General features: G+C 63.1%; 22 protein-coding genes. 3 read left to right on the forward strand and 19 right to left on the reverse strand.

What is annotated here, in order from left to right; all coding sequences use genetic code 11:
* Positions 1–73 precede the first annotated feature (73 nt).
* The 8 genes from ACYVL5_RS01320 to flhA form a co-directional block, all read right to left on the reverse strand.
* The gene (locus tag ACYVL5_RS01320; protein ID WP_460593877.1) at positions 74–733 is read right to left on the reverse strand and encodes a flagellar basal body L-ring protein FlgH; all 660 of its coding nucleotides are present in this window, start codon (positions 731–733) and stop codon (positions 74–76) included.
* Positions 734–768: 35 nt separating this feature from the next.
* Positions 769–1,503: a flagellar basal body P-ring formation chaperone FlgA gene (gene flgA / locus ACYVL5_RS01325; RefSeq protein ID WP_460593740.1), complete on the reverse strand. Its 735-nt coding sequence runs from the start codon at positions 1,501–1,503 to the stop codon at positions 769–771.
* A gap of 4 nt (positions 1,504–1,507) precedes the next feature.
* Positions 1,508–2,296, reverse strand: coding sequence for a flagellar basal-body rod protein FlgG (gene flgG, locus ACYVL5_RS01330; protein WP_460593741.1), 789 nt, complete (start codon positions 2,294–2,296; stop codon positions 1,508–1,510).
* Between the two features lie 193 nt (positions 2,297–2,489).
* Positions 2,490–3,206 carry a flagellar hook-basal body protein gene (gene flgF / locus ACYVL5_RS01335; protein WP_460593742.1) on the reverse strand — a complete coding sequence of 239 codons (717 nt, stop codon included), beginning with the start codon at positions 3,204–3,206 and terminating at the stop codon, positions 2,490–2,492.
* A gap of 9 nt (positions 3,207–3,215) precedes the next feature.
* Positions 3,216–3,968 carry a FliA/WhiG family RNA polymerase sigma factor gene (locus ACYVL5_RS01340; RefSeq protein WP_460593743.1) on the reverse strand — a complete coding sequence of 251 codons (753 nt, stop codon included), beginning with the start codon at positions 3,966–3,968 and terminating at the stop codon, positions 3,216–3,218.
* Positions 3,952–4,866: a MinD/ParA family protein gene (locus ACYVL5_RS01345; protein ID WP_460593744.1), complete on the reverse strand. Its 915-nt coding sequence runs from the start codon at positions 4,864–4,866 to the stop codon at positions 3,952–3,954. Before ACYVL5_RS01345 ends, ACYVL5_RS01340 begins: the two co-directional genes overlap by 17 nt.
* Positions 4,863–6,248 (reverse strand): flagellar biosynthesis protein FlhF, encoded by a 1,386-nt coding sequence (gene flhF, locus ACYVL5_RS01350; protein WP_460593745.1) that lies wholly within the window; start codon positions 6,246–6,248, stop codon positions 4,863–4,865. The genes ACYVL5_RS01345 and flhF overlap by 4 nt, the downstream gene beginning before the upstream one ends.
* Positions 6,238–8,322: a flagellar biosynthesis protein FlhA gene (flhA, locus tag ACYVL5_RS01355; protein WP_460593746.1), complete on the reverse strand. Its 2,085-nt coding sequence runs from the start codon at positions 8,320–8,322 to the stop codon at positions 6,238–6,240. The genes flhF and flhA overlap by 11 nt, the downstream gene beginning before the upstream one ends.
* Positions 8,323–8,700: 378 nt before the next feature.
* Here flhA and ACYVL5_RS01360 point away from each other — a divergent pair, with 378 nt between their 5' ends.
* On the forward strand, positions 8,701–9,927 hold the full coding sequence (locus tag ACYVL5_RS01360) for a BamA/TamA family outer membrane protein (protein ID WP_460593747.1): 1,227 nt from the start codon (positions 8,701–8,703) through the stop codon (positions 9,925–9,927).
* Between the two features lie 142 nt (positions 9,928–10,069).
* On the opposite strand, the gene ACYVL5_RS01365 is transcribed toward ACYVL5_RS01360, so the two are convergent.
* Positions 10,070–10,378, reverse strand: a complete 309-nt coding sequence (locus ACYVL5_RS01365; RefSeq protein WP_460593748.1) for a YgiT-type zinc finger protein — start codon at positions 10,376–10,378, stop codon at positions 10,070–10,072.
* Positions 10,375–11,301: a TIGR01212 family radical SAM protein gene (mnmL, locus tag ACYVL5_RS01370; RefSeq protein ID WP_460593749.1), complete on the reverse strand. Its 927-nt coding sequence runs from the start codon at positions 11,299–11,301 to the stop codon at positions 10,375–10,377. Before mnmL ends, ACYVL5_RS01365 begins: the two co-directional genes overlap by 4 nt.
* 162 nt (positions 11,302–11,463) lie before the next feature.
* Between mnmL and ACYVL5_RS01375 the strand changes: the two genes are divergently transcribed.
* Entirely contained in the window at positions 11,464–13,956 is a 2,493-nt protein-coding gene (locus ACYVL5_RS01375) for a helicase C-terminal domain-containing protein (RefSeq protein ID WP_460593750.1), read from the forward strand.
* 45 nt (positions 13,957–14,001) lie between these two features.
* Here ACYVL5_RS01375 and ACYVL5_RS01380 read toward each other — a convergent pair whose 3' ends face one another.
* From ACYVL5_RS01380 to proB, 9 genes are all read right to left on the reverse strand, one after another.
* A complete protein-coding gene (locus tag ACYVL5_RS01380) occupies positions 14,002–14,739 on the reverse strand; it encodes a ComF family protein (RefSeq protein WP_460593751.1) in 738 nt (245 codons plus the stop codon).
* Between the two features lie 296 nt (positions 14,740–15,035).
* A complete protein-coding gene (locus ACYVL5_RS01385) occupies positions 15,036–15,689 on the reverse strand; it encodes a lactate utilization protein (protein ID WP_460593752.1) in 654 nt (217 codons plus the stop codon).
* Between the two features lie 26 nt (positions 15,690–15,715).
* Positions 15,716–16,378 (reverse strand): flavodoxin family protein, encoded by a 663-nt coding sequence (locus tag ACYVL5_RS01390; RefSeq protein ID WP_460593753.1) that lies wholly within the window; start codon positions 16,376–16,378, stop codon positions 15,716–15,718.
* A gap of 133 nt (positions 16,379–16,511) precedes the next feature.
* On the reverse strand, positions 16,512–18,050 hold the full coding sequence (gene gpmI / locus ACYVL5_RS01395) for a 2,3-bisphosphoglycerate-independent phosphoglycerate mutase (RefSeq protein ID WP_460593754.1): 1,539 nt from the start codon (positions 18,048–18,050) through the stop codon (positions 16,512–16,514).
* A 72-nt stretch (positions 18,051–18,122) separates the two neighbouring features.
* Positions 18,123–18,587 carry a 23S rRNA (pseudouridine(1915)-N(3))-methyltransferase RlmH gene (locus ACYVL5_RS01400; RefSeq protein ID WP_460593755.1) on the reverse strand — a complete coding sequence of 155 codons (465 nt, stop codon included), beginning with the start codon at positions 18,585–18,587 and terminating at the stop codon, positions 18,123–18,125.
* The gene (gene rsfS / locus ACYVL5_RS01405) at positions 18,584–18,970 is read right to left on the reverse strand and encodes a ribosome silencing factor (RefSeq protein WP_460593756.1); all 387 of its coding nucleotides are present in this window, start codon (positions 18,968–18,970) and stop codon (positions 18,584–18,586) included. Before rsfS ends, ACYVL5_RS01400 begins: the two co-directional genes overlap by 4 nt.
* Positions 18,960–19,610, reverse strand: coding sequence for a nicotinate-nicotinamide nucleotide adenylyltransferase (nadD, locus tag ACYVL5_RS01410; protein WP_460593757.1), 651 nt, complete (start codon positions 19,608–19,610; stop codon positions 18,960–18,962). Before nadD ends, rsfS begins: the two co-directional genes overlap by 11 nt.
* A 107-nt stretch (positions 19,611–19,717) precedes the next feature.
* A complete protein-coding gene (locus ACYVL5_RS01415; protein WP_460593758.1) occupies positions 19,718–20,974 on the reverse strand; it encodes a glutamate-5-semialdehyde dehydrogenase in 1,257 nt (418 codons plus the stop codon).
* Between the two features lie 208 nt (positions 20,975–21,182).
* Positions 21,183–22,307: a glutamate 5-kinase gene (gene proB / locus ACYVL5_RS01420; RefSeq protein ID WP_460593759.1), complete on the reverse strand. Its 1,125-nt coding sequence runs from the start codon at positions 22,305–22,307 to the stop codon at positions 21,183–21,185.
* Positions 22,308–22,457: 150 nt separating this feature from the next.
* On the opposite strand from proB, the gene ACYVL5_RS01425 reads away from it, so the two are divergent.
* The gene (locus ACYVL5_RS01425; protein WP_460593760.1) at positions 22,458–22,952 is read left to right on the forward strand and encodes a DUF2062 domain-containing protein; all 495 of its coding nucleotides are present in this window, start codon (positions 22,458–22,460) and stop codon (positions 22,950–22,952) included.
* Positions 22,953–23,115: the final 163 nt, after the last annotated feature.

The following is a 23,115-nucleotide window of genomic DNA, read 5'->3' on the forward strand; positions in this document are numbered from 1 at the left end:
ACGTCGGTACCTCGGGGCGAAACTCTCGCCCGGAAACGGCCGGAGCCTCCCCGGTCGGGGGAGGCTTGGGCGGTTAGAAGGGCCAGATCTTGTCGAAGATGTTCAGGAGCCACCCCGGACGCTGCCGGTCGCTCACCACGCCGTTCCCCGTGTAGTTGATCCGGGCGTCGGCGATCAGGGCGGAACTTATCGTGTTGTCGGCGGTGATGTCGCGCCCCCGCACCGTCCCGGTCAGCACGATGATCTGGTCCTCGTTGTTGACCTTGACGTTGCGTCTCCCCTCGATGGCAAGGTTCCCGTTGGGGGCCACGTCCACCACCTTGGCGCTCATGGTGGCGTTCAGGGTGTCCGCGCGGGTGGTGGAGCCGCTCCCCGAGTACTTGGAATCGAAGCTCGCGCTCAACAGGTTCGCGAGGTCGGCCCAGGTCCTGACCGGGGTCTTCTCCAGCCCGAGGAGGTTCGGGATGCCGGCCGAGATGCTGGAGCCCCGCTTGGTGTCGGTGGTCGCGTTCTTGCTGGCGCTCGCCGACTCCGAGATGACGATGGTGATGATGTCCCCCCGCTGGCGCGCCTTCACGTCTTCGGCGAGCCCCGTGGAGGACGCCTGCCAGATGGAGCCGGAGGCGTAGTTGGGCTGGACCTTGGGCATCTGCTCGTCGAAACTGCGGGTATGGACCTCGGCCACCTGGTGCGAGCAGGCGGTCATCAGGAGCACCGCCCCCGCCGCCGCCATTCCCGCGATGTACCGTTGTACTCCTTTCCGAATCATCAGAAATCCACCTTGACCGTGTTGGCATCGACCACGCGCGCCGGCACGTCCTTGTTCGAGGAGGTGTTCACGACCATGATCTGGTCCCCCACCGCCCCGGCGTTCTTGGCCCGGCCGAGCGCGGTGATCCTGACCACCTCGTTTTCCGCCACGATGGTCACGAGCTGCCCGCTCTTCACCACCGGGACCCGTTCGAGGTAGTCGCCGCGTACCGGGGAGTTGGCCCGCATGGAGCTCTTCACCCGGAGACCGACCGCCTCGTCGATACTTTTCAGGAACCTTCCCTGCACGTGGGCCATGTCGCGGCTGGCGACGGAAAGGTCGCTCGCGGCGAGCACCTCCCCCCTCTCCAGGGTACGGGTCGCCACCACCATGTCGGTGAGCGCCTCGACCTCGACCAGCACGGTCAGGTTCTTCTTCACCTCGCCGTCCACCCGGACGATGAGGGCCAGCGAGCCGTTGCCGTACCCTTCCCAGCGTTCGGGGGCGATCACCTCGTAGCTGACCACGCCGGCGGGGAGCTTCAGGTCGCCGCTGTAGCCGATCCTCTTGACGGAGATCTTGGCCTCGAGCGGGGCGGCCCGCTGCACCAGGAACTCCGCGACCACCTTTTTCACCTCGCGCTCGGGGACGGTGACGGTCGCCACCGGCTGGGGGACGCTCACCGGGGCGGGGAGCGCCAGCGAGGCGGCGGGGATCAGGAAGAGGATGGCGGCCAGCACCAATGCTTTCATGATGCTACCTCTTCAGCTGGGCGGCCTGCTGCAGCATCTCGTCGGAGGCCTGCACCGCCTTGGAGTTGATCTCGTAGGCGCGCTGCCCGACGATCATGTTGACCATCTCGTCCACCACGCTCACGTTACTCTGCTCCACGTACCCCTGCTCCAGGGTACCGAGCCCGTTCTGCCCGGCGGTGCCGGTGGTGGCGTTACCGGAGGAGTCGGTGGGGAGGAAGAGGTTCTTGCCGATGGCGTTCAGTCCCGAGGGGTTGGGGAAGGAGGCGAGCTGGATGGTCCCCACCGTGGTGGAGGTGTTCTGGCCGGGCTGCTGGACCGAGACGGTGCCGTCGTTGCCGATGGTGACGCTCAGGGCGTTGCTGGGGATCAGGATCTCCGGGAGGATCGGCTGCCCCTCCGAGGTGACGAGGCGCCCCTGGCCGTCCTTTTTCAGGGTGCCGGCGCGGGTATAGGCGGTGGTGCCGTCGGTCTGCTGGACCTGGAAGAAGCCGTCTCCCTGGATGGCCAGGTCGAGCTGGTTGCCGGACTGGACGATGTTGCCGGTGGAGAAGATCTTGGTGACCGCCGCGGGCTTCACCCCGAGGCCGATCTGGATGCCGGTCGGGATGGTGGTCGAGTTGGTGGCCGGGGCGCCGGTGGTCTTCACCGTCTGGTACATCAAGTCCTCGAAGTCGGCGCGGCTCTTCTTGAACCCGGTCGTGTTGCTGTTGGCCAGGTTGTTGGAGATCACGTCTATGTTCATCGTCTGCGCCTGCATACCGGAGGCGGCGGTCCAAAGGGCCCTGATCATGGGAAATCTCCTTAACTGCACTAACGGCAGTTCTACGTTGTGACTGCACTAACTGCAGTTCTATGTTCTAGGTTCTAGGTTGTGAGACCTGCGGACTCCAGTCACTCGGTTCAAACCGGCAAACTGGCCATTCAATTCCTAAGTGCTTTCAACGTAGAACCTAGAACGTAGAACCTAGAACCGCTTCTAAGGTTTATACCTTGCCCAGGTCGTTGGCGGCCTTGGCGGCCATGTCGTCGTAGCTTCGGACGGCGCGCGCGCACGATTCGAAGAAACGGCTGGTCTCGATCATGCGGGCCATCTCCACCACGACCTTCACGTTGGACCCTTCCAGGTACCCCTGCTTGACCGGGGTCTGGGCCGCGGCCGGGGCCGCAGCCGGGTCGGCCGGCACCCACAGGCCGTTCCCCTGCTTGTTGAGGCTGTACGGCTTCGGGAAGTCCACCCGGCTGATGGTCCCCACCGCGGCGCCGTCCACGTTCACCTGCCCGTTCTCGTCGATGACCACCCGGCTCCCGCTGGCGATGGTGATGGGGCCGTTGGCCCCCTGCACCTCGTAGCCGTCCCCGGTCACCAGTTTGCCACCCGGACCGCGCTGGAAGTTCCCCTGGCGGGTGTAGGCCGGCCCATCGGGGGTGTTCACCACGAAGAACCCCTCCCCTTCCAGGGCCAGGTCGAAGGTGTTGTCGCTTTTTTGCAGCGGCCCCTGGGAGAAGTCGGTCGAGTACCGTTCGTTGGCAAAAATTGGCTGCTGTGTCGGATTATTGACACCGGCCAGTACGCTTTCGAACCCGATGGTGTCGGCCTTGAAGCCGGCGGTGCTGGCGTTGGCCAGGTTGTTGGTCAAGACGTCGAGCCGGCGCTGCGCCGTCAGGCTCCCCGACAGGGCCGCATACATCCCGCTGTTCATGCTCTCCCCCTACCCTACCCGCTTCATCTTGCCGCGCAGCCGGACGATGGCCTGGCTGTGCAGCTGGGAAATCCTCGACTCGGTCAGATCCAGCACCGCCCCGATCTCCTTGAGGTTCAGCTCCTCGTAGTAGTACAGGGTGATGACGATCCGCTCCTTCTCGGGGAGGTTGTCGATGGCCTCGGCGAGCCTTTCCACCGTCTGGCGGGCGATCATCTGGTTCTGCGGGCTCTCGGTCCCCTTGTCCTCCAGGACGTCCAGGAGGCCGAAGGGGGCGCCGTCCTCGTCGTGCCAGGCGTCGTCCAGGGAGACGAAGGAGAGGAGATGGATCTCCTCGAGGAGCCGGAAGTAGTCCTTGAGCTCCAGCCCCATGGCCAGCGCCACCTCGTCCGAGGAGGGGTTACGCCCGAGCCGCTGCTCTAAAAGCGCGAACTCCTTCTCGAGCTTCTTGAACTTGTCCCTAAGGCTCCTGGTGAGCCAGTCCTGGGCGCGCAGCTCGTCCATGATGGTCCCGCGGATCCGCTGCTCGGCGAAGGTCTTGAACTGCACCCCGCGGCTGGGATCGAACCTTTCGGCGGCCGAGATCAGCCCCACGATGGCGGCGCTTCTCAGGTCCTCACGGTCCAGGTGGGGGGGAAGGGACGAGGCGATCCGGTCCACGATGAACTTGACCAGCGGGAGGTGGGATACCACCAGTTCGTCCCTGCTGAGCGGCACCCCGCGATGCGCCTCTTGCTCATAGGCCTTAAGAAGACAGTTCATGTTTCCTCCACTGCGTCACGCTCGCTGCCGGTTCGCCCGGCATCTGGGGCATTACCCCAGTTTCCGACAATAACCTCTGTGCCAAACTTTTGAATCCCAGCGAGGCGCGGGAGTCGGGGAAGAGGCGGCAGACGGGGCCCCGGCGCTTGGCAGATTCCACTAACATTTCATCCTGCAGGATACATCCGGCGTACTCCATGGAGATCTCCAGGAAGCGGCCGGTGATGGCGGAAAGCTTGTTGAAGAGGGTGCTCCCCTCCTCGGCGTTTCTGCACATGTTGACTAACAGCTTGAATTTCAACCCCGGATCGCGTCCGGAGAGGGTCTTCATCAGGGCATAGGCGTCGGTGATCGAGGTCGGTTCCGGGGTGATCACCAGCATGATCTCCCGCGAGGCGGCGGCGAAGCCGGTGACGTTGGCGGCGAGCCCCGGGGCGGTGTCGATCAGGTAGTAATCGAAGCGATCCTGCAGCCTGATCATACCTTGCAAAAGGGATACCCGTTCGCTGGGGGAAAGTGCACTGTACTGGTGCATGCCGAGACCGGCGGGAAGGATGCTGATGCCGGGGGCGGCCTCGACCACGGTCTCCTCCATGCTCCGCTCACCGCCGATCACGTGCCCGAGGCTGTAGTGGGCTTCCCTGCCGAGCCTCATGCAGATGTCGGTCATGCCGAGCCCGGTGTCCACGATCAGCACCCTTTTCCCGGCCGCGGCCAGCGATTCGGCCACGTTGACGACCACCGAGCTTTTGCCGACCCCTCCCTTGCCGCTGGTGACCGAGATCACCCTGAGTCCCTCGCGAAGCTTAAGCCGCTCCGCAGTCGGGCGGTTCTTGGTGCGCCCGGCCAGTTGCCGAAGGGTGTCGGCCTGGTCTGCCGAGCCGTGAAGAGAACTCATCGTTGAACCTCCTTCACCACCAGGGTGGCGAGCCGTCTCGCCGTGGCGAGTTCAATATCCTCGGGAACCTTTTGCCCGGTGGTGAAATAGGAGAGCGGGAGCTTGTGCTTCAAATGGGTATCGACGATGCAGCCGTAGCTTTCGCTCTCGTCGAGCTTGGTGAAGAGGAGCCTCGCGATCGGCAGCGCCCCGAACATGGCCACGATCTCGTCGAGCTCGCGGGGCCTCGTGGTGGCCGATACGCAGAGGTAGGTCTCGATCCCGGGGTGGCACTCGACGAACCCCTTGAGCTCCTCGATCCGCTCTGAGTCCTTGGGGCTTCTGCCGGCGGTGTCGATCAGGATCAGGTCCTTGTCGGCGTGGGCGGCCAGCGCCTCCTGCATCTCGGGGACGGTGGAGACCACCTCGAGCGGAAGGTCCATGATCTTCGCGTAGGTCTTCAGCTGCTCGACGGCGCCGACCCTGAAGTTGTCGGTGGTGATGAGGGCGACCGAGAGGCCGCGGTTCAAGGCGTGCAGGGCAGCCAGCTTGGCGATGGTGGTGGTCTTGCCGACGCCGGTCGGTCCCACCACGGCCATGATCTTGGTGCCGTTTTTCTTCATCCGGACGCTCCCCGCGCACTTGACCATCCCGGAGAGGGTCTGGACCAGCATGCCGCGCAGCTGGTGGGCGGTGGCCCCCGCGTCGGCGGCGGGACGGATGTGGTCGATGAGGAGATCGATCGCCGCCGCGCTCAGTTCCTCGGCCCTGAGCTCGGCGGCCAGAAGATCGAGCACCATCTGGGTCCGCTCGTCGGCGGCTGACGCAGCCGCGGGGGCCAAGGCGGTGTGGAGCGGCTTGGCGGCCGTCTCGCCGGATGCGGAGACCACCGGGAGGGCGGCGTCGGCCATCGGGAAGCTGAGCGCCTTCGGCTGCCCGTTATCCTTGGCGCCGACCGCGCTGTAGAGGAGCTTCTTGATCTCTTCGAGCTCCTCCTTGGCGAAGGTCCGCGGGGCCTCCGCTTCGGCCCCGGCCTCGGCCCGCTGCCCCTTTTCGGCCACCGGCGCGGCGGTGGCGGCGTCCTTCCTGGTGAGCTGCTCGACCCGCAGCTTCAGCTCGCGGACCTCGCGGGCCAGGGGGCCCAGCATCGAGTTCTGGAACTCCTCGCGGGTGGAGAGCTCCCTCTCACGAGGCTGCTCTTCCTGGTACGGGTTGGGGCGCGGGGCCACCGGGCGCGGTTCCAGGGCCGCGGTGACCTCGAAGTAGGGCTTGGAGAAGAAGCCGAGGATACCCTTACGCCGTTCTTTCTTGGAGGAGAGGATCATCGCGTCCAGGCCCATCTCGGCCTTAACCATCCTGAGCGCCTCCGACATCTGTTCCGCTTGAAAGGTTTTAACTAGCATTGAGCATCACCACCCCTAGAGATTGGATTTTAATGTTGGGCGGGATCTCGTTGTGCGAGATGACCGCCAGGTTGGGAAGATAGCGTTCAGTCAGTTTCTTGACATGGCGACGGATGGTGGGAGAGGCCATCAGCACCGGCAGCGCTCCCACGCTGTCGAACTGCTCGGCGTTTCTCCTGATGGCGGCCAGGATCTTCTGGGCGACGTGCGGGTCGATGGCCAGGTAGCTCCCCTGCTCGGAGAGCTGGACCGCGTCGGCGATGGTCTCCTCGACCTCGCGGTCCATGGTCAGCACGCAGAGGTTGTCGTCCTCGCGCTTGTACTGCTCGACGATGTAGCGCCCCAGGCTCTGGCGGACGAACTCGGTCAGCATGTCCGGGTCCTTGGTCACCCCGCCGTAATCGGCCAGGGTCTCCAGGATGGAGCGGAGGTCGCGGATGGAGACGTTTTCCTTGAGGAGGTTCTTGACCACGCGGAGTACGGTGCCCAGCGACAAGAGCGACGGGACGAGCTCCTCCACCACCTTGGGAAGGGTGGCGGCGATCGAGTCGAGAAGCTGCTGGAGCTCCTGGCGGCCGACCAGCTCGTGGGCGTGCTTCTTGATGGTCTCGCTGATGTGGGTAGCCAGGATGGTGGTGTTGTCGACCACCGTGTAGCCGGAGACCTGCGCCTTCTCCCGCTCCTTCCCCTTGATCCAGATGGCGGGGAGCCCGAAGACCGGCTCGGTGGTCTTGAGCCCCTCGATAAGCCCGGTGGCGCCGCCGGAATCCATGGCCAGGTACTGCCCGGAGAGCTCGCCCCCGCCGACCTTGGCGCCGTTGATGAGGATGTTGTACTCGTACGGCTTCAGCTGCAGGTTGTCGTGGATGTGGATCGGGGGAACGATGAACCCCATCCGGTCGGCCACCTGCTTGCGGATGGAGCGGATGCGGTCGAGGAGCTCCCCCTGCTGGTTGGCGTCCACCATCGGGACCAGGCCGTAGCCGACCTCGAGCTCCAGCATGTCGAGCGGGCGGATCGAGCTGATCTGGTCGAGATCCTCGTCGACCACCTGGGCCGCCGCGGCCGCCTCCTCCACCTCCTCGACCTTCTTCTCGACCGCCATGCGGGAGACCAGGAAGGAGGTACCGGAGAGGAGCAGGAAGGCGAAGTGGGGAAGCCCCGGGATGAGGGCGAAGAGGAAGAGGACGCCGGAGGCGACCTGGAAGGCCCGGGGGTAGTTCATGAGCTGGCCGGCGATCTCGTGGCCGAAGTTGTTCTCGTCGGCCGAGCGGGTGACGATGACGCCGGCGGCGGTGGAGATGATGAGCGCCGGGACCTGGGCCACCAGCCCCTCCCCGATGGTCAAAAGGGTGTAGTTGGAAAGGGCGTCGGTGAGGGGCATCCCCTTTTGCCAGACGCCGATCACGAAGCCGCCCAGGATGTTGACCAGCATGATGAGGATGCCGGCCACCGCGTCCCCGCGGACGAACTTGGAGGCGCCGTCCATGGAGCCGTAGAAGTCGGCCTCGCGGGAGATGTTCTTCCTCCGCTGCTTGGCCTCCTTGTCGGTCAAAAGTCCGTTGGAGAGGTCGGCGTCGATGGCCATCTGCTTGCCCGGCATGGCGTCCAGGGTGAAGCGGGCGGCCACCTCGGCCACGCGCCCGGCACCCTTGGTGATGACCACGAAGTTGATGATCACCAGGATGAGGAAGATGACCGCGCCTACCACGTAGTTGCCGCCGACCACGAACTGGCCGAAGGCCTTGATGACCGACCCCGCCGCCTCGGTCCCCTCGTTGCCGTGCAAAAGGATGAGGCGGGTCGAGGCGATGTTGAGGGCCAGCCTGAAGAGGGTGGTGACCAGCAGGATGGAGGGGAAGACCGAGAAGTCGAGCGCCTGGGTGGTGTAGAGGCAGACCAGCAGGATGACCAGCGCGAGGGTGATGTTGGTCGCCAGAAAGACGTCCAGGAGGAAGGCGGGGAGCGGAATGATCATCAGGGAGAGTATCCCGATGAGGGCTACCGCCATGTAGATATCCGAGTTCCTGCCTGCCGCCGGTGCGGCTAAGGTGTTCGCTGCTGGAGTGGCCATGCCTGCCGTTTTCCTCGTGGGTGGTGGAATTTCTATGGCAGGACACTGTGCAACCGGTATGCCATCCTCTCGAAAGGATGACGGTTGGCGGCGTAAGGCGCGGAAAACAGAGGAGTGCGGGCGGGTGGGCCGGTAACTGGTCGGTTTCGTAACGGTTTGACGGGGCTGGCCTTCCCCCTGCCGGGGCGTCGGCCCCGTCATTTTTATCGGTTGCCGGGTCAACATTTTGACCTTGCCGAAGGTCCGGCCGGCCGGCACCGGCACGATCCGCTCACGGAAATGGAGCGGCCGCAAGCCCAGCAGTCACCGCTATTTTTTTAGTTGAAAAAGCCTCCGCGACGGGATATCTTGCTTCAATTTTCCGGACGATAACGACGTATGATCTTCAGGCTTTACATATCCTTCATCCTCGCCCTCCTGCTTGCCGGCTGCACCACGTTTCTCGCACCGGGGCAGGTTCCGGTTCCCCCGCTCGACAAGCAGCAGGTAAAGGTGGTGACCATCCCGCTGCCGGTCATCGCAACCAGCCCCAACGAGGGGATCACCTACGGCGGCCTGACCGCCTTTCTCCTGCATAACGAGAAGGACGAGGTCTGTTCGCTGCTCGCCCCCCAGGTGAACCAGAACGACAACTTCGGCATCTCCTCCACCCTCTACGGCGCCTACTACCCCACCCCCGACCGGAGCTTCGAGTTCAACCTCTCCAAGTCGACCAAGGTGAACGAGGACTACGAACTGAAGGTCCGCGACCAGAGCCTCATGAACCGGGAGCTGGAGCTGAACCTCTTTCTCTATACCTTCTCCGACGGTTCCGCCCGCTTCTACGGGTTCCAGTCGTGGAGCCGCAGGGATAAGGAGACCAACTACGCCGACCAGGAAACCGGCTTCACCTTGACCGCAGGGTATCCCGTCCTCGAGCACACCCAGTTCATGATCGGCGAGCGCTACCGCGACGTCGGCATCGGCCAGGGCGCGGTGACCAAGGTCCCCTTCATTCGGGAACGGTTCCCCGCGGTCCCGGGGGTGAACGGCTTCACCGCGCACGCACAGATGGTCTCCTTGATCTACAGCACCCTCGATTCCCCCACCATACCGACCAACGGGGTGCGGGCCAAGGTGGCCTTCGAGAACAGCGCCACCATCTTCGGGAGCAGCGCCAACTACCGGCATTACGACGGCGAGGTGAAGGGATACCTTCCCCTGGAGGACGGGCGCTACATCAGCGTGGCGAGGCTCGCCTACAGCCAGACCTTGGGCGAGCACGTTCCCTTTCTTGAGCGAAGCGTTTTGGGGGGCGAGAACACCCTGCGCGGCTACGGGAGAAACCGCTTTATCGACAGCAGTTATCTGCTGTTGAATCTGGAGGAGAGGATCAGGCTCTTCAGGTGGGAGATCTTTGGAGTCACGGCGGATTGGGAGCTGGCGCCCTTCATCGACTTCGGCGGGGTGATGAAATCGATGGTCGACGCCAGCGCCAACGCCTTCGAGTTCAACCCCGGTGTCGGGTTCAGGGCGGTGATCTGGCCGAACATCGTGGGGCGGATCGACGTAGGCGTAGGCGCCGAGGGGCCGGCGGTCTTCGTCGGGCTGGGATATCCGTTCTAGGAATCGGAAACCTGTAGAACGCGGATGACGCGGATGACGCAGATTTAGCGGATTAACGCGGATCCGCTTTTAGAGTTACTGCAAAGACTTCAAACTCATTTCTCCTGTGCAACAGGTAGGGTGGGCAGAGAGTTGCCGCCCCCTACCTGTCGTTACGAGAGCCAAGGGGACAATCAACTCTACCCTTCATTCTCTTCATTACCCGATCCGCTACCTTTAAGTCCTGCCCGGAATGGACCCCTTCTTCACAGTGTTCGCAGTACCACCCAGGCATCGAAAATGTCTCGCTCTCGCTTTTGTAGGTTAGACTGATTTCTCTGACCGAACGGGACATGCCCCCAGCACATTGGGGACACGAAGGGTTGCTCATCCTCTTTCTGTTAGACGACATTTTTGAAGTCCCCTCAGAAGGTTTTGCCTGATCCGCGTTCATCCGCCCAATCCGCGTCATCCGCGTTCCATGGTGTGGATTTTCGCCCCCTGCCGGCTCCCCCTCCGCTCCAGTTCATGGTCGATGCAGTTGAGCACCTCGAACTTGTGCAGCGACCACAAGGGGGCGATCAGGTCCTGGCGGTTGCCGTCCCCGGTCAGCCGCTGGACCACGATCCTGGGATCGAGCCGTTCGAGGAAGTCACAGACGAGCCCCACGTACTGATCCCGATCCATCACCGTCACCCCACCCCGCTCATACTCCTCCGCAAGCCGGGTGCCCCGCATCACGTGCAAAAGGTGGATCTTCACCCCGTCGACCCCGGCGGCGTTGACGAATTCGGCTCCCGAAAGCATCTCCTCCCGGCTCTCCCCGGGCAGCCCCAGGATCAGGTGGGCGCAGACCCGGATTCCCCGCTTCTTGCATTCCTCCACGGCGCGGGTGAAAGAGGCGACGTCGTGTCCACGGTTGATGGCGTCGAGAGTCCGGTCCAGGGGTGACTGCAGGCCGAGCTCCAGCCAGAAATAGCAGCGCTTTGCGTAGCCGGCGAGGAGATCGAGGACGTCTGGCGGGAGGCAATCCGGCCTGGTCCCGACGATCAGCCCCGCCACGTCTGGCACCGACAGCGCCTGGTCGTACACCTCCTTCAGGCGCTCCACCGGCGCATAGGTATTCGAATAGGACTGGAAATAGGCGAGGAACTTGGCCGCCTTGTACTTGCGGACCATGACCTCCTTGGAGTGCTCGAGCTGTTCCGCCACCGCCGAGCCGCGCAGGATGCCGTAGGAACCCGACCCCTTCCCGCCGCAGAACGAGCAGCCGGCCGCCCCGAGGCTCCCGTCCCGGTTCGGGCAGGTGAACCCGGCGTCGACCGACAGCCTCTGCACCTTGCAGCCGAAGATCCGTTTCAGCTCGTCGGAAAATGTGTTGTAGCGATGATCCATCCCTCCCCCTTGCGACTTTCTTCTACCACAGGCAAACCCATAAAGGGAAGATCATGATTCCCTCTCCCTCCGGGAGAGGGTGGCCGAAGGACGGGTGAGGGTAGTTTTTGATCTCTGCTTTTCTGTTGCGCGCCACCCCCGAACCCTGTATTTTCATCCCCTATGCAAAGATGTTTTTCGGCCGGAGCTATCGAACAGCTTCGTGCGTCAATCAGTGAAGCGGAAGGCAACGAAGTCTTCTTTTTAGGTCGTACCGACGAGGCCCGGGTGGTAGTCGAAGTCGAGGCTTTGGCCCGTGGCAACCGCGACGCCGTCCCCGCCATCATGATCGCCGCCACCTTCGGCGATGTCGTCATCCACAACCACCCCTCCGGCAACCTCACCCCCTCCCAGCCCGACGTCGAAATCGCCTCCCTGCTGGGGAACCAGGGGATCGGCTTCTACATCATCGACAACCGCGCCGAGCGCTGCAACCAGGTCGTCGCCCCCTTCGCCCGCAAGAGCATCGAGCGCCTGAGCTACCCCGAGATCGAACGCTTCTATGCCCCGGACGGTGAGCTCGCCGGGTCCCTCCCCGGCTACGAGCACCGTCCCGAACAGACCAAGATGGCCCTCATGCTGGCCGAGGCCTTCAACGAGGGTCGGGTCGCCGTCGTCGAGGCCGGCACCGGCACCGGCAAATCGCTTGCCTACCTTCTTCCCGCCGCCCTCTGGGCCGTCCGCAACAAGGAGCGGGTGGTGGTCTCCACCAACACCATCAACCTCCAGGAACAGCTGATCCAGAAGGACATCCCCTTCCTCCAGGAGCACGCAGGCGTGAAGTTCCGCGCCGTGCTGGTCAAGGGGCGGGGGAACTACCTCTGCCTCCGCAAGCTCCAGATGAACGCCGCCGACGCCTCCCTCTTCAAGGACGAAGCCGCCGAGGAGCTCGACGCCATCGTCGCCTGGAGCAAGAAGACCGAGGATGGCTGCCGCAGCGATCTCTCCTTCATCCCCAAGGACGAGGTCTGGGAGGAAGTCTGCTGCGAGGCGGACCAGTGCACCCGTGTCAAATGCGCCAACTACGCCCGCTGCTTCTTCTACAAAGCCCGTCGCGAGGCGGCCGGAGCCGACGTCCTAGTGGTCAACCACGCCCTCCTCATGGCCGATCTCTCGGTACGCCAGGAGACCGGCTACGACGCCACCGCCATTCTCCCTCCCTTCTCGCGGCTCATCTTCGACGAGGGGCACCACCTGGAGGACGTGGCCACCAATTTTCTCTCCAGCCAGGTCTCGCGGCTTGCCCTGGTAAAGCTTCTCGGTAAGCTCCAGCATCCGAGGAAGGCGCACCGCGGCGTGCTTCCCCAGCTTTCCACCCAGCTCTCCTCCGCCGTACCGGAGTCGCAGGACGACCTCTACCTGGAGATTGCCGAGGTGCTGGAGGGGCGCCTGATCCCCAAAAGGGTGGCAGTGCTCGACACGGTGACCAGGGGGATGGACGCCATCGCCGACGCCCTCATGAAGAAGCTCAAGATGAAGGGGACCGAGCAGAAACTGCGGGTGACTCCCGATATCTACACCACCCCGCTTTGGGCGGAGGTGAGTGTCCATATCGAGGATATCTGCAAGGTGCTGGGAGAGTACGCGTCCGCCATGCAGGCGTTCTTGAAGGGATGCGACCGGCTGCAGGACAAGGTGCTCGAAAAGCTCGCCGGGCCGCTGGCCGACCTGCAGGGGATCAAGCTCAGGATGGAGACGGCGGTGGCGGCGCTCAGGTTCTTCACCACCAGGGAAGAGGAGTTCTGCCGCTGGTTCGAGCTCAAGAAGGGGCCGGCCGCCAAGCTCTGCTCGTCCCCCCTGGAGGTGGCGGATTCCATCAAGAAGGCCATCCTCGACCATTTCCGGACTGTGATCGTCACCTCCGCCACCCTGGCGGTCGGGGAGAAGTTCGACTTCCTCAAGAAGCGTTGCGGCATCGACCAGCTTCCCAAGGAGAAGGTGAGCGAGCTCCTGCTTCCCTCCCCCTTCGACTATGCGAAACAGGCCTTCGTTGCGGTTCCTTCCGACATGCCCGAGCCCGCGTCGTCGCAGTTCGAGGCGCGCCTTGGCGAGCATCTTCTCAAGGCGCTCAAGATTTCCCAGGGACGGGCCTTCGTCCTCTTCACTTCTTACGATCTGCTGGTGAAGGTCAGCAACCGGCTCAATGAGCCCCTCAAGGCCGCCGGACTCACGCCTATGCGGCAGGGGGAGACCAACCGGCACCTCCTTTTGACCAAGTTTCGCGCCGCCGTCAATCCGGTTCTCTTCGGCACCGACTCGTTCTGGGAAGGGGTGGACGTGCAGGGGAAGGGGCTGGAGTTGGTGGTGATCACCAAGCTCCCGTTCCGGGTACCCACCGAACCGATCCTGGAGGCGAGGAGCGAGCACATTACCGCCATGGGGGGCGATCCCTTCATGAGCTATACGGTCCCGCAGGCGGTGATCAAGTTCAAGCAGGGGTTCGGCCGGCTGATCAGGAGCAAGGAAGACCGCGGCGCCGTACTCATACTCGACTCCCGCGTCCTCACCAAGAATTACGGCCGGGTCTTTCTCACCGCCCTCCACGGCGTCACCGTGGAGAAGGGGGAGGAAGCCTCCCTCTGCGCCAAGATGGAAGCCTTCTTCGCCCAAGGGTGATGATGGCTCCCGTAGCTGACAGTCGTCCTTTATACCCTCGCCCCTTCAGGGGAGAGGGTGGCCGCCGGCCAAGCCCCTCGCCACCGTGACCGCCACCACATCCGCCGCACCCGCCTCCAGCAAGGCCTCCGCGCATTCCTTCATCGTGCTCCCGGTGGTCAGCACGTCGTCCACCAGCAGAACCCGCTTTCCCTCCACCCTTTCCCCCTTCTTCACCTCGAACGCTCCAGCCACGTTCCGCTTGCGCGCCTCAGCGTCCAGAGTCGTCTGCGGCTCCGTCCACCGGATCCGCCGCAGGTTCCCCGTCTCCACCGGCACCCGCCAACGTTTTCCCAGCACCTTGGCAAGAAGTTGCGCCTGGTTGAAGCCCCGCTGCCTCAGGCGTTTGCGGTGCAGCGGCACCGGGATGACGAGATCAGGCATGGCCTCTTCCCGGAAGGGGGCCAGCGCCGTCGCCGTCAATATCCCGAGCGGATGGGCGAGGTGCACCCGGTTGCCGTACTTCAACCCGTGGATGAGGTCGCGGACCGGGCCGTCAAACAACACCGACGAGCGGGTGCGGTATCCCGGATGGCGGCCGAGGCACTCTCCACAGAAATGGTCGACCCCGTTCTCGGTTGCAAACGGGACACCGCAGACTGGGCAGAGAGGACTCACCAGGAAGGACGTTTTCTCCAGGCAGGAGGGGCAGATCAGGAGGTCGCCGGCCTGGGGAATGAAGGATCTGCAGGCGTGGCAAAGGGGAGGAAAGATGATGTCCAGCAGGGAGCGCTGGGGGAGCATGGCCACCTCGCGGGAGGGTATCGTGGGAATACCGGTACCTTGCCGAAAACGGCGTCCCCCTTTGTCAAAGGTTCATCGGGAAACACCGGGGATAAAGGTCCCCCCCCTTTGAAAAAGGGGGGACGGGGGGGATTTGCGCCGTTGGCAGTAGGGAAAATCCCCCTAAATCCCCTTTATCAAGGGGACTTTGGGAGAGACAAAAAGCGGCCCTCCGCGAAGGACTTCGGGGAGGGCCATTAAAAGGATCGTTCGACTTATCAGGGGTGAAGAAAGATTAACACATCATAATATTTTTTCTACAACCCCATATCCTCGTTGACGACCAGCACGCGCATGTCGGTGTTCCTCGGCCGCTTCTCGATGATGGTGGTCACCCGGCAGATCCGCTGCGGCGAGTTGCAGTCTCCGCAGAAACCGGTCACCGTGCAGGGGGTGGAGAGGTTGAGACGCTTCGCGTTGGGCGGAGAGGCGTAGGTCTTGACCCGGCGGATGGCGTCTTCAACGGTGCCGTCCACGAGCTTGTTCCTCCCGACAACCACGATGACCTTGAGCGGGCCGAAGAACATGGAGGCGGCGCGGTTGCCGTTGCCGTCGATGTTGACCAGTTGGCCGTTGAGGGTGACCGCGTTGCTGCCGGTCAGGAAAAGGTCGCAGGTCAGCTGACGGCGGGTGATGGCGAGCTTTTCCTCGGGAGTGAGCCCCGGCAGGCCGTGGTTGAGGATTTCCTTCCCCATCCCCTTCAGCTTCTCGGAGAGCTTCAAGTCAGCAATGGAGAGAGAGCCGCCGAAACCGACGCTGTGAGCATACTCGGCTTCGTTGAGGATGTAGTGAAAGACCTCTTCTCCGCTCTTGCAGAAGACCGCGTCGAAGCCGTTTCTCTTCAGTCCTTCGACCGCTTTCTGGCACTTCTGGGCATACGCCCAATCGTTCAACTCTTCAGTCTGACTCATGTCTCCCCCCTTTCTCGTAGTTGATGCTACCGGTTGGCCCAGTACTCACGCTCGTACGGCCAGTACTCTCCCATGAAACCGATCAGCTGCTGCATTCTCGCCCTGAAGGCCAGCCGCCACGCGTCCTGCTCCGGGAAGTGCCGCTTCTCGCGCACGGACGCGCAGAGCTCGCGCCCGAGGGTGCGGGCCTGCTCGAAGAGGGCCTCCTGGTTCGGGAACATCCGCGGTCCCATCCCGGGGGAGCCGATCTTGCCGACGCACTGGGCGCCCCAGGAGTTTACCACGCGCAGCATGTAATCCAGCACCTCGTCGTCCCCCCCGCCGCCGGAGGTTTCCACCACCACGGCGTATTTGCCTTCCAGCGCGGTGCGGTGCGCGAGGCCGTTGCAGCGATCGATGAAGGCCTTCATCTGGGCGGTTACGCTGAAGATGTAGTTGGGGCTCGCCAGGATGACGGCCTCGGCGGCCTCCATCTTGGCCCTGATGGTCTCGTACTCGTCGTTGACTCCGCAGGGGCCGACCTTGTGGCACATATCGCAGGCAACGCACGGCTTGATGGGGGTCTTGGAAAGCTCGACGATCTCGACCTCCGCCCCGGCCTCGGCAGCACCCGCGATGACTTCTTCCAACAGTTTTCCGGTGGTCCCCCCCATGCCGCGGGGACTGCCGTTGACGGCGATTATTTTCACTGATGGTTCTCCTGTTTTTTAGAATCTCCCTCACCCCTGCCCCTCTCCCGGAGGGCGAGGGATAGATGCAAAAGGTAGGGTGATGATGCCCTCTCCCTCCGGGAGAGGGTGGCCGAAGGCCGGGTGAGGGAGTTTACCCTGCGATGAGGCTTTTCCCGGTCATCTCCTTAGGCTGCGGCAGGCCGAGGATTTCGAGCATGGTCGGCGCGAGGTCGGCCAGCACCCCTTTGCGAAGCTTCACGCTCTTGCGGGAATCGTCCACCAGCACCACCGGAGCCATATCGCAGGTGTGGGCGGTGTGGGGGCCGCCGGTCTCGTCGACCATCATCTCGGCGTTGCCGTGGTCGGCGGTGATGATGGTGACGCCCCCCTTGGAGCGGACCTTCTCCACCAGCTTGCCGACGCACTCGTCCACCGCCTCGACCGCGCAGATGGCGGCCGCCATGATGCCGGTGTGGCCGACCATGTCCGCGTTGGCGAAGTTCAAAATAATGACGTCGTACTTGTCCTCGTCGAGCCGCTTCATGAGCTCGTCGGTGACCAGGTAGGCGCTCATCTCCGGCTTCTGGTCGTAGGTCGCCACCTCTTTCGGGGACGGGATCAGCGCGCGGTCCTCGCCCTCGAACGGCGCCTCGCGACCGCCGTTGAAGAAGAAGGTGACGTGGGCGTACTTCTCGGTCTCCGCGATCCTCAGCTGGGTTTTCCCTGCCGCCGCGATGACCTCCGGGAAGATGTTGGTCAGCTCCTCCACGCCGAAGGCGACCGGAAGACCGAAGGTCTCGTCGTAGGTGGTCATGCAGACGTAGCTGGAGATCTTCGGGAAGATAGGACGCGCGAAACCGGAGAAAGAGGGGTCGGTGAAGCTGCGGGTGATCTCGCGGGCGCGGTCGGAGCGGAAGTTGAAGAAGATGAAGGCGTCGCCGTCGCTAAGTTTCCCGACCGGAGTTCCGTTCTCGGTGATGACGGAGGGCTTCACGAACTCGTCGGTGACCTTGGCGGCGTAGCTCGTCTTGATGGCCGCCTCGGAGGAAGGGTACTTTTCCCCTTCGCCCATGACGATGGCGCGGTAGGCCTGCTCGACGCGCTCCCAGCGATTGTCGCGGTCCATCGCGTAGTAGCGGCCGATCACGGTGGCGACCTTGCCGGCGCCGATCTTCTTCATCTCCGCCTCGAGTCTCTGGAGGTACTCGCCACCCGACTGGGGCGGAGTGTCACGCCCGTCCATCAGGCAGTGTACGAAGATCTCCCTGATCCCCTGCCGCTTGGCCATCTCGATCAGCGCATAGAGGTGGGTCTCGTGGGAGTGGACGCCGCCGTCCGAGAGGAGACCGGAGAGGTGGAGCCTGCCGCTTCCCGCCTTGCACTTGGCCAGGCAATCCAGCAGCACCCGGTTCTCGAAGAAATCGCCGTCCATGATCGACTTGGAGATGCGGGTCAGGTCCTGGTAGACCACGCGGCCGGCACCGATGTTGGTGTGACCGACCTCGGAATTCCCCATCTGGCCGGCGGGAAGCCCGACCGCCATCCCGGAGCCGTCGATCTCACCGGCGGGATACTCGGCGCAAAGACGCGTCATGTTCGGGGTCTTAGCCTGGGCGACGGCGTTGTTCTCCTTTACGGGGTTGATCCCCCAGCCGTCGAGAATCATAAGGAGCAGCGGTTTCTTTGCCATGGTCTTCTCCCTCACTCGAGAAATTAAAAAAGGTGAAGAGGACTTCACCTTAATTTGGATGCAACACGCACGCTACTCATGATGGTACGGCTCCCCGTTCATGATGGTAAAGCCGCGGTAGATCTGCTCCAGCAGGAATACCCGGACCATCTGGTGGGTAAGCGTCATTTTAGAGAGCGAAATGGATTTGAACGCCTGGGCGCGAAATCCGTCGGTGAAACCGTAGGCCCCGCCGATGGCGAAGGCCAGATCCTGTATCCCCTGGTCGCGGCTTTTGGAGAGGAAGGAGGCGAACTCGGTGGAGGTCATCTGCTCCCCCCGCTCGTCCAGGACCACCAGCCGCGCCCCCTTGGGGAGAAGCTTCGCGAGCCTCTCGCACTCCTTCTCCCGCATGGCGGGCGCCGCGGCACCCTTCTCATCCCGCGCTTCCAGGATCTCCAGCGGGGCGTAACGTTTGATCCGACCGGCGTACTCGTCGATGCCGGACTTGACCCAGGCTTCCTGGGTCTTGCCGACCCAGAGGAGCTTCAGCCTCACGCTTCCTTGTTCTCCCACTGGTATTCGTCGGGAACCTCGACCTCGGTGGCGCGGCTCCAGAGCTCGTCCAAGTTGTAGAGGGAGCGGACCTCCTCCTGGAAGATATGGACGATCACGTCCCCGTAATCGACCACGACCCAACGCCCCTGGTCGTACCCCTCGGTGTCCAGCGCACGGTCAAACGGCTTCAAGCCCTGCTTCACCGAGTCGGTGATGGCCTGGACCTGGCGGTCCGAGCGGCCGGAGGCCAGGACCAGGAAATCGGCGATGGAGGAGATCCTGCGGATATCCAGGACCTTCACGTTGAGCGCCTTCTTGTCCAGCGCGAAGGCTGCGCACTTGATGGCACGCTCCTCGACCGGCATCGCCACTTTATCTTGCATCGATGTATAACCTCTGTTCCTTGATGTAATTTTCGACCGCCGCCGGTACCAGGTAGCGGATCGAGCGACCCGCCCTGACGAGCTTGCGGATCTTGCTGGAAGAGATGTCCAAAAGGACACCGTTTAGCGCGTAGACACAGTGTCCCGAGCCGTGATTAAGACGATTAGCCGCGGGATCATAACAGAATTCCGGGGCCAAGGCAACAGGGAGGGCCTTGGCCAGGCTGTCGATGGTGGATCCCGGGCGCTGCACGCAGATCAGGTGGCAAATACCGAAAATCGCGTTGTATTCCCGCCAGGTGGAGATGTCGTTAAAGGAGTCGGCGCCCACGATGAAGTAGATCTCGTCCTCGGGGTACCTCTCCCTGAGCTCCCGCAGGGTATCGATCGAGTAGGACCGTCCCCCGCGCACCCCTTCCATGTCGGAGACGGCGAAGGAGGGATTGTCCGCCACCGCAGCCTTGACCATCTCCAGCCGGCTCGTGAAGGAGAGCTGGCCGACGGTGGGCTTGTGGGGGGGGGTTGCGGCCGGGATGAAGATCACCCGGTCCAGGCCGAACAAGTCCCGCGCCTCCTCGGCGATCCTTAGGTGCGCGTTATGGATCGGGTTAAAGGTCCCGCCCAGTATCCCAGTCTTCATGCCGCCTCTTTTCCTCTATCAGGGGACTGGCTCCGCAGGTGCCTGTCCCCTTTTCGGACCAGTCGGACGAAGGGGACAGACACCTTACGGAGCCAGTCCCCGAACGGCTACGCCCTTACCTGCCCTTCGCCGTAGACGATGAACTTGGTGGTGGTCAGGTCGGTGAGTCCCATCGGCCCGAAGGAGTGGAGCTTGGTGGTCGAGATGCCGATCTCGGCGCCGAGGCCGAGCTGGTTGCCGTCCGAGAAGCGGGTGGAGGCGTTGACCATCACCACGCCGGAGTTGACCTCGCGGATGAAGCGCTGGGCGTTGCCGTAATCCGAGGTGATGATCGACTCGGTATGGAGCGACCCGTAGCGGTTGATGTGCTCGATGGCGGCGTCCATGTCGTCCACCACCGCCGCTGCCAGGATGAGATCGAGGAATTCCGCCGCCCAGTCCTCCTCCACCGCCTTGGTCGCCTTCGGGGCCAGCCGGCAGAAGGCCTCGTCGCCGCGCAGCTCGACCTTCAGCCCGGTGAGCACGTCGAAGATGAAGGGGACGAAGGTCTCGGCGATGTCGCGGTGGATCAAGAGCGTTTCCAGCGCGTTGCAGACACCGGGACGCTGGGTCTTGGCGTTGATGACGATGTTTTTCGCCATCTCGAAGTCGGCGCTCTCATCCACGAAGATGTGGCAGACCCCCTTGTAGTGCTTGATGACCGGGATCTTGGACTTCTCCACCACGAAGCGGATGAGGCTCTCGCCGCCGCGGGGGATGATGACGTCGATGAACTCCTCCTGCTTGAGCATCTCCTCGACCCCCTCGCGTTCGACGAACGGGATGATGGAGAGCGCCGCCTCGGGGATGTTCCGCTTGGTGAGCTCGTCCTTCAAAAAGCGGGCGATCGCCATGTTGGAGTAGATGGCCTCCGAGCCGCCGCGCAGCACCACCGCGTTGCCGCTCTTGAGGCAGAGGGCCGCGGCATCCGAGGTGACGTTGGGGCGGGATTCGTAGATGATGCCGATCACCCCGAGCGGGATCCGCATCTTGCCGACCATCAGCTCGTTGGGGCGCTTCCACATGTTGGTCACCTCGCCGACCGGGTCGGGAAGGGCGGCCACCTCGCGGATGGCGTCGGCCATACCCTTGATCCGCTTCTCGTCGAGCATCAGGCGGTCGAGCATGGCGGCGGAGAGCCCGCGCTTTTGGCCCGCCTCGAGGTCCTTGCGGTTCTCCTCGATGATGTGGGGGGCGTTAGTGGTGAGCGCCGTGGCCATATCCATCAGGAGGTCGTTCTTGACGCTGGTGGAGAGTTTCGCCATGGCGAAGGAAGCCTGCCGGGCGGCAGCGGCGATGGAAGCGATCTTTTCAGCTACGGACATCTTTGGAACCTCCGGAAACATTAAACTCGTCGAAAACTCGAACCAATTAATTATACACCAGGGGGAGGGGACTGGCTCCGCCAGGTGCCTGTCCCCCTCGTTGGAAACAACATCCCCCATTCTCACCCCACCCCTCCGCTTGAAGGGAAGGCAATCCCCCTAAATCCCACTTTATCATGGGGGAGTTCACCTCTGGATGCAGGCAGCGCTACAGCACCACCATATTGTCCCTATGGATCACATCGTCCCCGTAGCGGAAGCCTAAGATCTGCTCGATCTCGCTGCTCTTATGGCGGCTGATGAGCTCGATCTCCTGGCTGGAGTAGTCGACGAGGCCGCGGGCGAACTCCGCCCCGTCCGGCCCCACCACCTTCACGCAGGCGCCGCGGGCGAAGCGTCCCTCCACCTTCACGATCCCGGAAGGGAGGAGGCTCTTCCCCTTCTTCCCGACGAACTCGCGTGCCCCGGCATCCACCACCAGCGTGCCGGTCGGCCTCAGGGTGTAGGCGATCCAGTGCTTGCGGCGGTTGAGGGCATCCCCGGCGGGAAGGAAGAAGGTGCCGACCTCCTCGCCGGCCATGACCCGCGAGAGGTTCCCGCCGACCTTGCCCGCGAAAACCACCGTGCCGCCGCCCGCCTTGGTGACCTTCTTGGCGGCGGCGAGCTTGGTCGCCATCCCGCCGGTGCCGACGCTGCTGCCGCTCCCCCCGGCTCCCCGCTCCATCTCGCGGGTGATGGTCCGGACCTGGCTGATGAGGGTGGCGTCGGGGTTGCTGCGGGGGTCGGCGGTGTAAAGCCCGTCGATATCGGTCAGGATGAGGAGGAGCTGGGCCTCCACCAGGTTGGTGACGAGGGCGGAGAGGTTGTCGTTGTCGCCGAATTTCAGCTCGTCCACCACCACCGTGTCGTTTTCGTTGATGACCGGGACGATCCCGGAGGCGAGCAGCGTGTCGAGGGTGCCGCGCGCGTTCTGGAAGCGGCGCCGGTTGGCCAGGTCGTCCCGGGTAAGGAGGATCTGGGCCACCGTCAGCCCGAAGGCCGAGAAGGCCTCTTCGTAGGCCCGCATCAGCCGGGACTGCCCCACCGCGGCGGCGGCCTGCTTCTGTGGCAGCGTCTTCGGGCGGTCGGTCAGCCCCAGCAGCGAGCGGCCGGCGGCCACCGCACCGGAGGAGACGATGACGATCTCCAGGTGCTTCTCCCTGAGCAGGGCGATCTCCTTCGCGAGCCCTTCCAGGAATTCGGCGGAGATCCCCTCACCGGAGGCATCGGCGAGCACGCCGCTTCCGATCTTTACCACGATCCTTCTGGCTTTTTTTAGCAGTTCCTTGCGCATCGAAGCTGTCTCATCATGATAGTTTTTTAAAAAACGGGATAGTAGCACGTTTCAAAAGTCATGGCAAACGCCTTCACTGAATGTGGCTCAAATGATTTGACAAACCGCGGACGGGTCTTTAGACTGTCGGCGCCACACTGAGGTGACCTATTGCTTAACAAATCGCTCTGGAAAAAACGAATATACACCATTCTTTCCCTCGACAGCCATCCCGCCCATATCGCAGCTGGTTTTGCCGTCGGTGTCTTTATCAGCTTCACACCGTTCTTCGGACTTCATACCCCCCTTGCCATAGCCGCCGCCTTCATCTTCAGACTCAACAAGATCACCTGCATCACCGGAGCCTGGGTCAACACGCCGATCACCGTGGTTCCCATTCTCGGGCTGAGCTACAAGCTGGGAAGGTTCCTCAGGGGGCGGACCATCAACGAGCTTCCGCCGCAGGCGCTCCAGGGGGGGCTCGAGTGGCACAACCTCGCCAAGTACGCCAAGTCGATCATACTCGGGAGCTCCATTCTCGGTTTCCTGGCCGCCATCGCCGCCTATTTCGTCTGCTACTACCTGGTGGTCAGGTTCCGCGCCAAGGACGCCGCCCAGGCCGAGATCGACAAGGAAATGGACGAAGTCGGGGAAGAACTCGATTAACACCGACATCAAAAAACTTGGAACGCGGTTGACGCGGATTTAACGGATTTACGCGGATAAATCTTAAAAGCTTAGGGTTACCCCAAAGGCTTGAGACCTTAAAAAAAAGATTCCGTCTTGCCTTTGCCGTATCTCGTTAATCCGCCCAACCCGCGTCATCCGT

It is taken from the genome of Geomonas sp. Red276 (genome assembly GCF_054784495.1).

Excerpts from the sequence above, each read along its gene's own strand:
- nadD (WP_460593757.1), bottom strand. The coding sequence starts at position 19,610 with ATGAAGACTGGGATACTGGGCGGGACCTTTAACCCGATCCATAACGCG.
- ACYVL5_RS01320 (WP_460593877.1), bottom strand. The coding sequence starts at position 733 with ATGGCGGCGGCGGGGGCGGTGCTCCTGATGACCGCCTGCTCGCACCAG.
- ACYVL5_RS01385 (WP_460593752.1), bottom strand. The coding sequence starts at position 15,689 with ATGAGTCAGACTGAAGAGTTGAACGATTGGGCGTATGCCCAGAAGTGC.
- rsfS (WP_460593756.1), bottom strand. The coding sequence starts at position 18,970 with ATGCAAGATAAAGTGGCGATGCCGGTCGAGGAGCGTGCCATCAAGTGC.
- flgF (WP_460593742.1), bottom strand. The coding sequence starts at position 3,206 with ATGAACAGCGGGATGTATGCGGCCCTGTCGGGGAGCCTGACGGCGCAG.
- ACYVL5_RS01380 (WP_460593751.1), bottom strand. The coding sequence starts at position 14,739 with ATGCTCCCCCAGCGCTCCCTGCTGGACATCATCTTTCCTCCCCTTTGC.
- mnmL (WP_460593749.1), bottom strand. The coding sequence starts at position 11,301 with ATGGATCATCGCTACAACACATTTTCCGACGAGCTGAAACGGATCTTC.
- ACYVL5_RS01360 (WP_460593747.1), top strand. The coding sequence starts at position 8,701 with ATGATCTTCAGGCTTTACATATCCTTCATCCTCGCCCTCCTGCTTGCC.
- flhA (WP_460593746.1), bottom strand. The coding sequence starts at position 8,322 with ATGGCCACTCCAGCAGCGAACACCTTAGCCGCACCGGCGGCAGGCAGG.
- ACYVL5_RS01365 (WP_460593748.1), bottom strand. The coding sequence starts at position 10,378 with ATGACGCGGATTGGGCGGATGAACGCGGATCAGGCAAAACCTTCTGAG.
- proB (WP_460593759.1), bottom strand. The coding sequence starts at position 22,307 with ATGCGCAAGGAACTGCTAAAAAAAGCCAGAAGGATCGTGGTAAAGATC.
- flgA (WP_460593740.1), bottom strand. The coding sequence starts at position 1,503 with ATGAAAGCATTGGTGCTGGCCGCCATCCTCTTCCTGATCCCCGCCGCC.
- flgG (WP_460593741.1), bottom strand. The coding sequence starts at position 2,296 with ATGATCAGGGCCCTTTGGACCGCCGCCTCCGGTATGCAGGCGCAGACG.
- ACYVL5_RS01340 (WP_460593743.1), bottom strand. The coding sequence starts at position 3,968 with ATGAACTGTCTTCTTAAGGCCTATGAGCAAGAGGCGCATCGCGGGGTG.
- ACYVL5_RS01375 (WP_460593750.1), top strand. The coding sequence starts at position 11,464 with ATGCAAAGATGTTTTTCGGCCGGAGCTATCGAACAGCTTCGTGCGTCA.
- ACYVL5_RS01415 (WP_460593758.1), bottom strand. The coding sequence starts at position 20,974 with ATGTCCGTAGCTGAAAAGATCGCTTCCATCGCCGCTGCCGCCCGGCAG.
- ACYVL5_RS01345 (WP_460593744.1), bottom strand. The coding sequence starts at position 4,866 with ATGAGTTCTCTTCACGGCTCGGCAGACCAGGCCGACACCCTTCGGCAA.
- flhF (WP_460593745.1), bottom strand. The coding sequence starts at position 6,248 with ATGCTAGTTAAAACCTTTCAAGCGGAACAGATGTCGGAGGCGCTCAGG.
- gpmI (WP_460593754.1), bottom strand. The coding sequence starts at position 18,050 with ATGGCAAAGAAACCGCTGCTCCTTATGATTCTCGACGGCTGGGGGATC.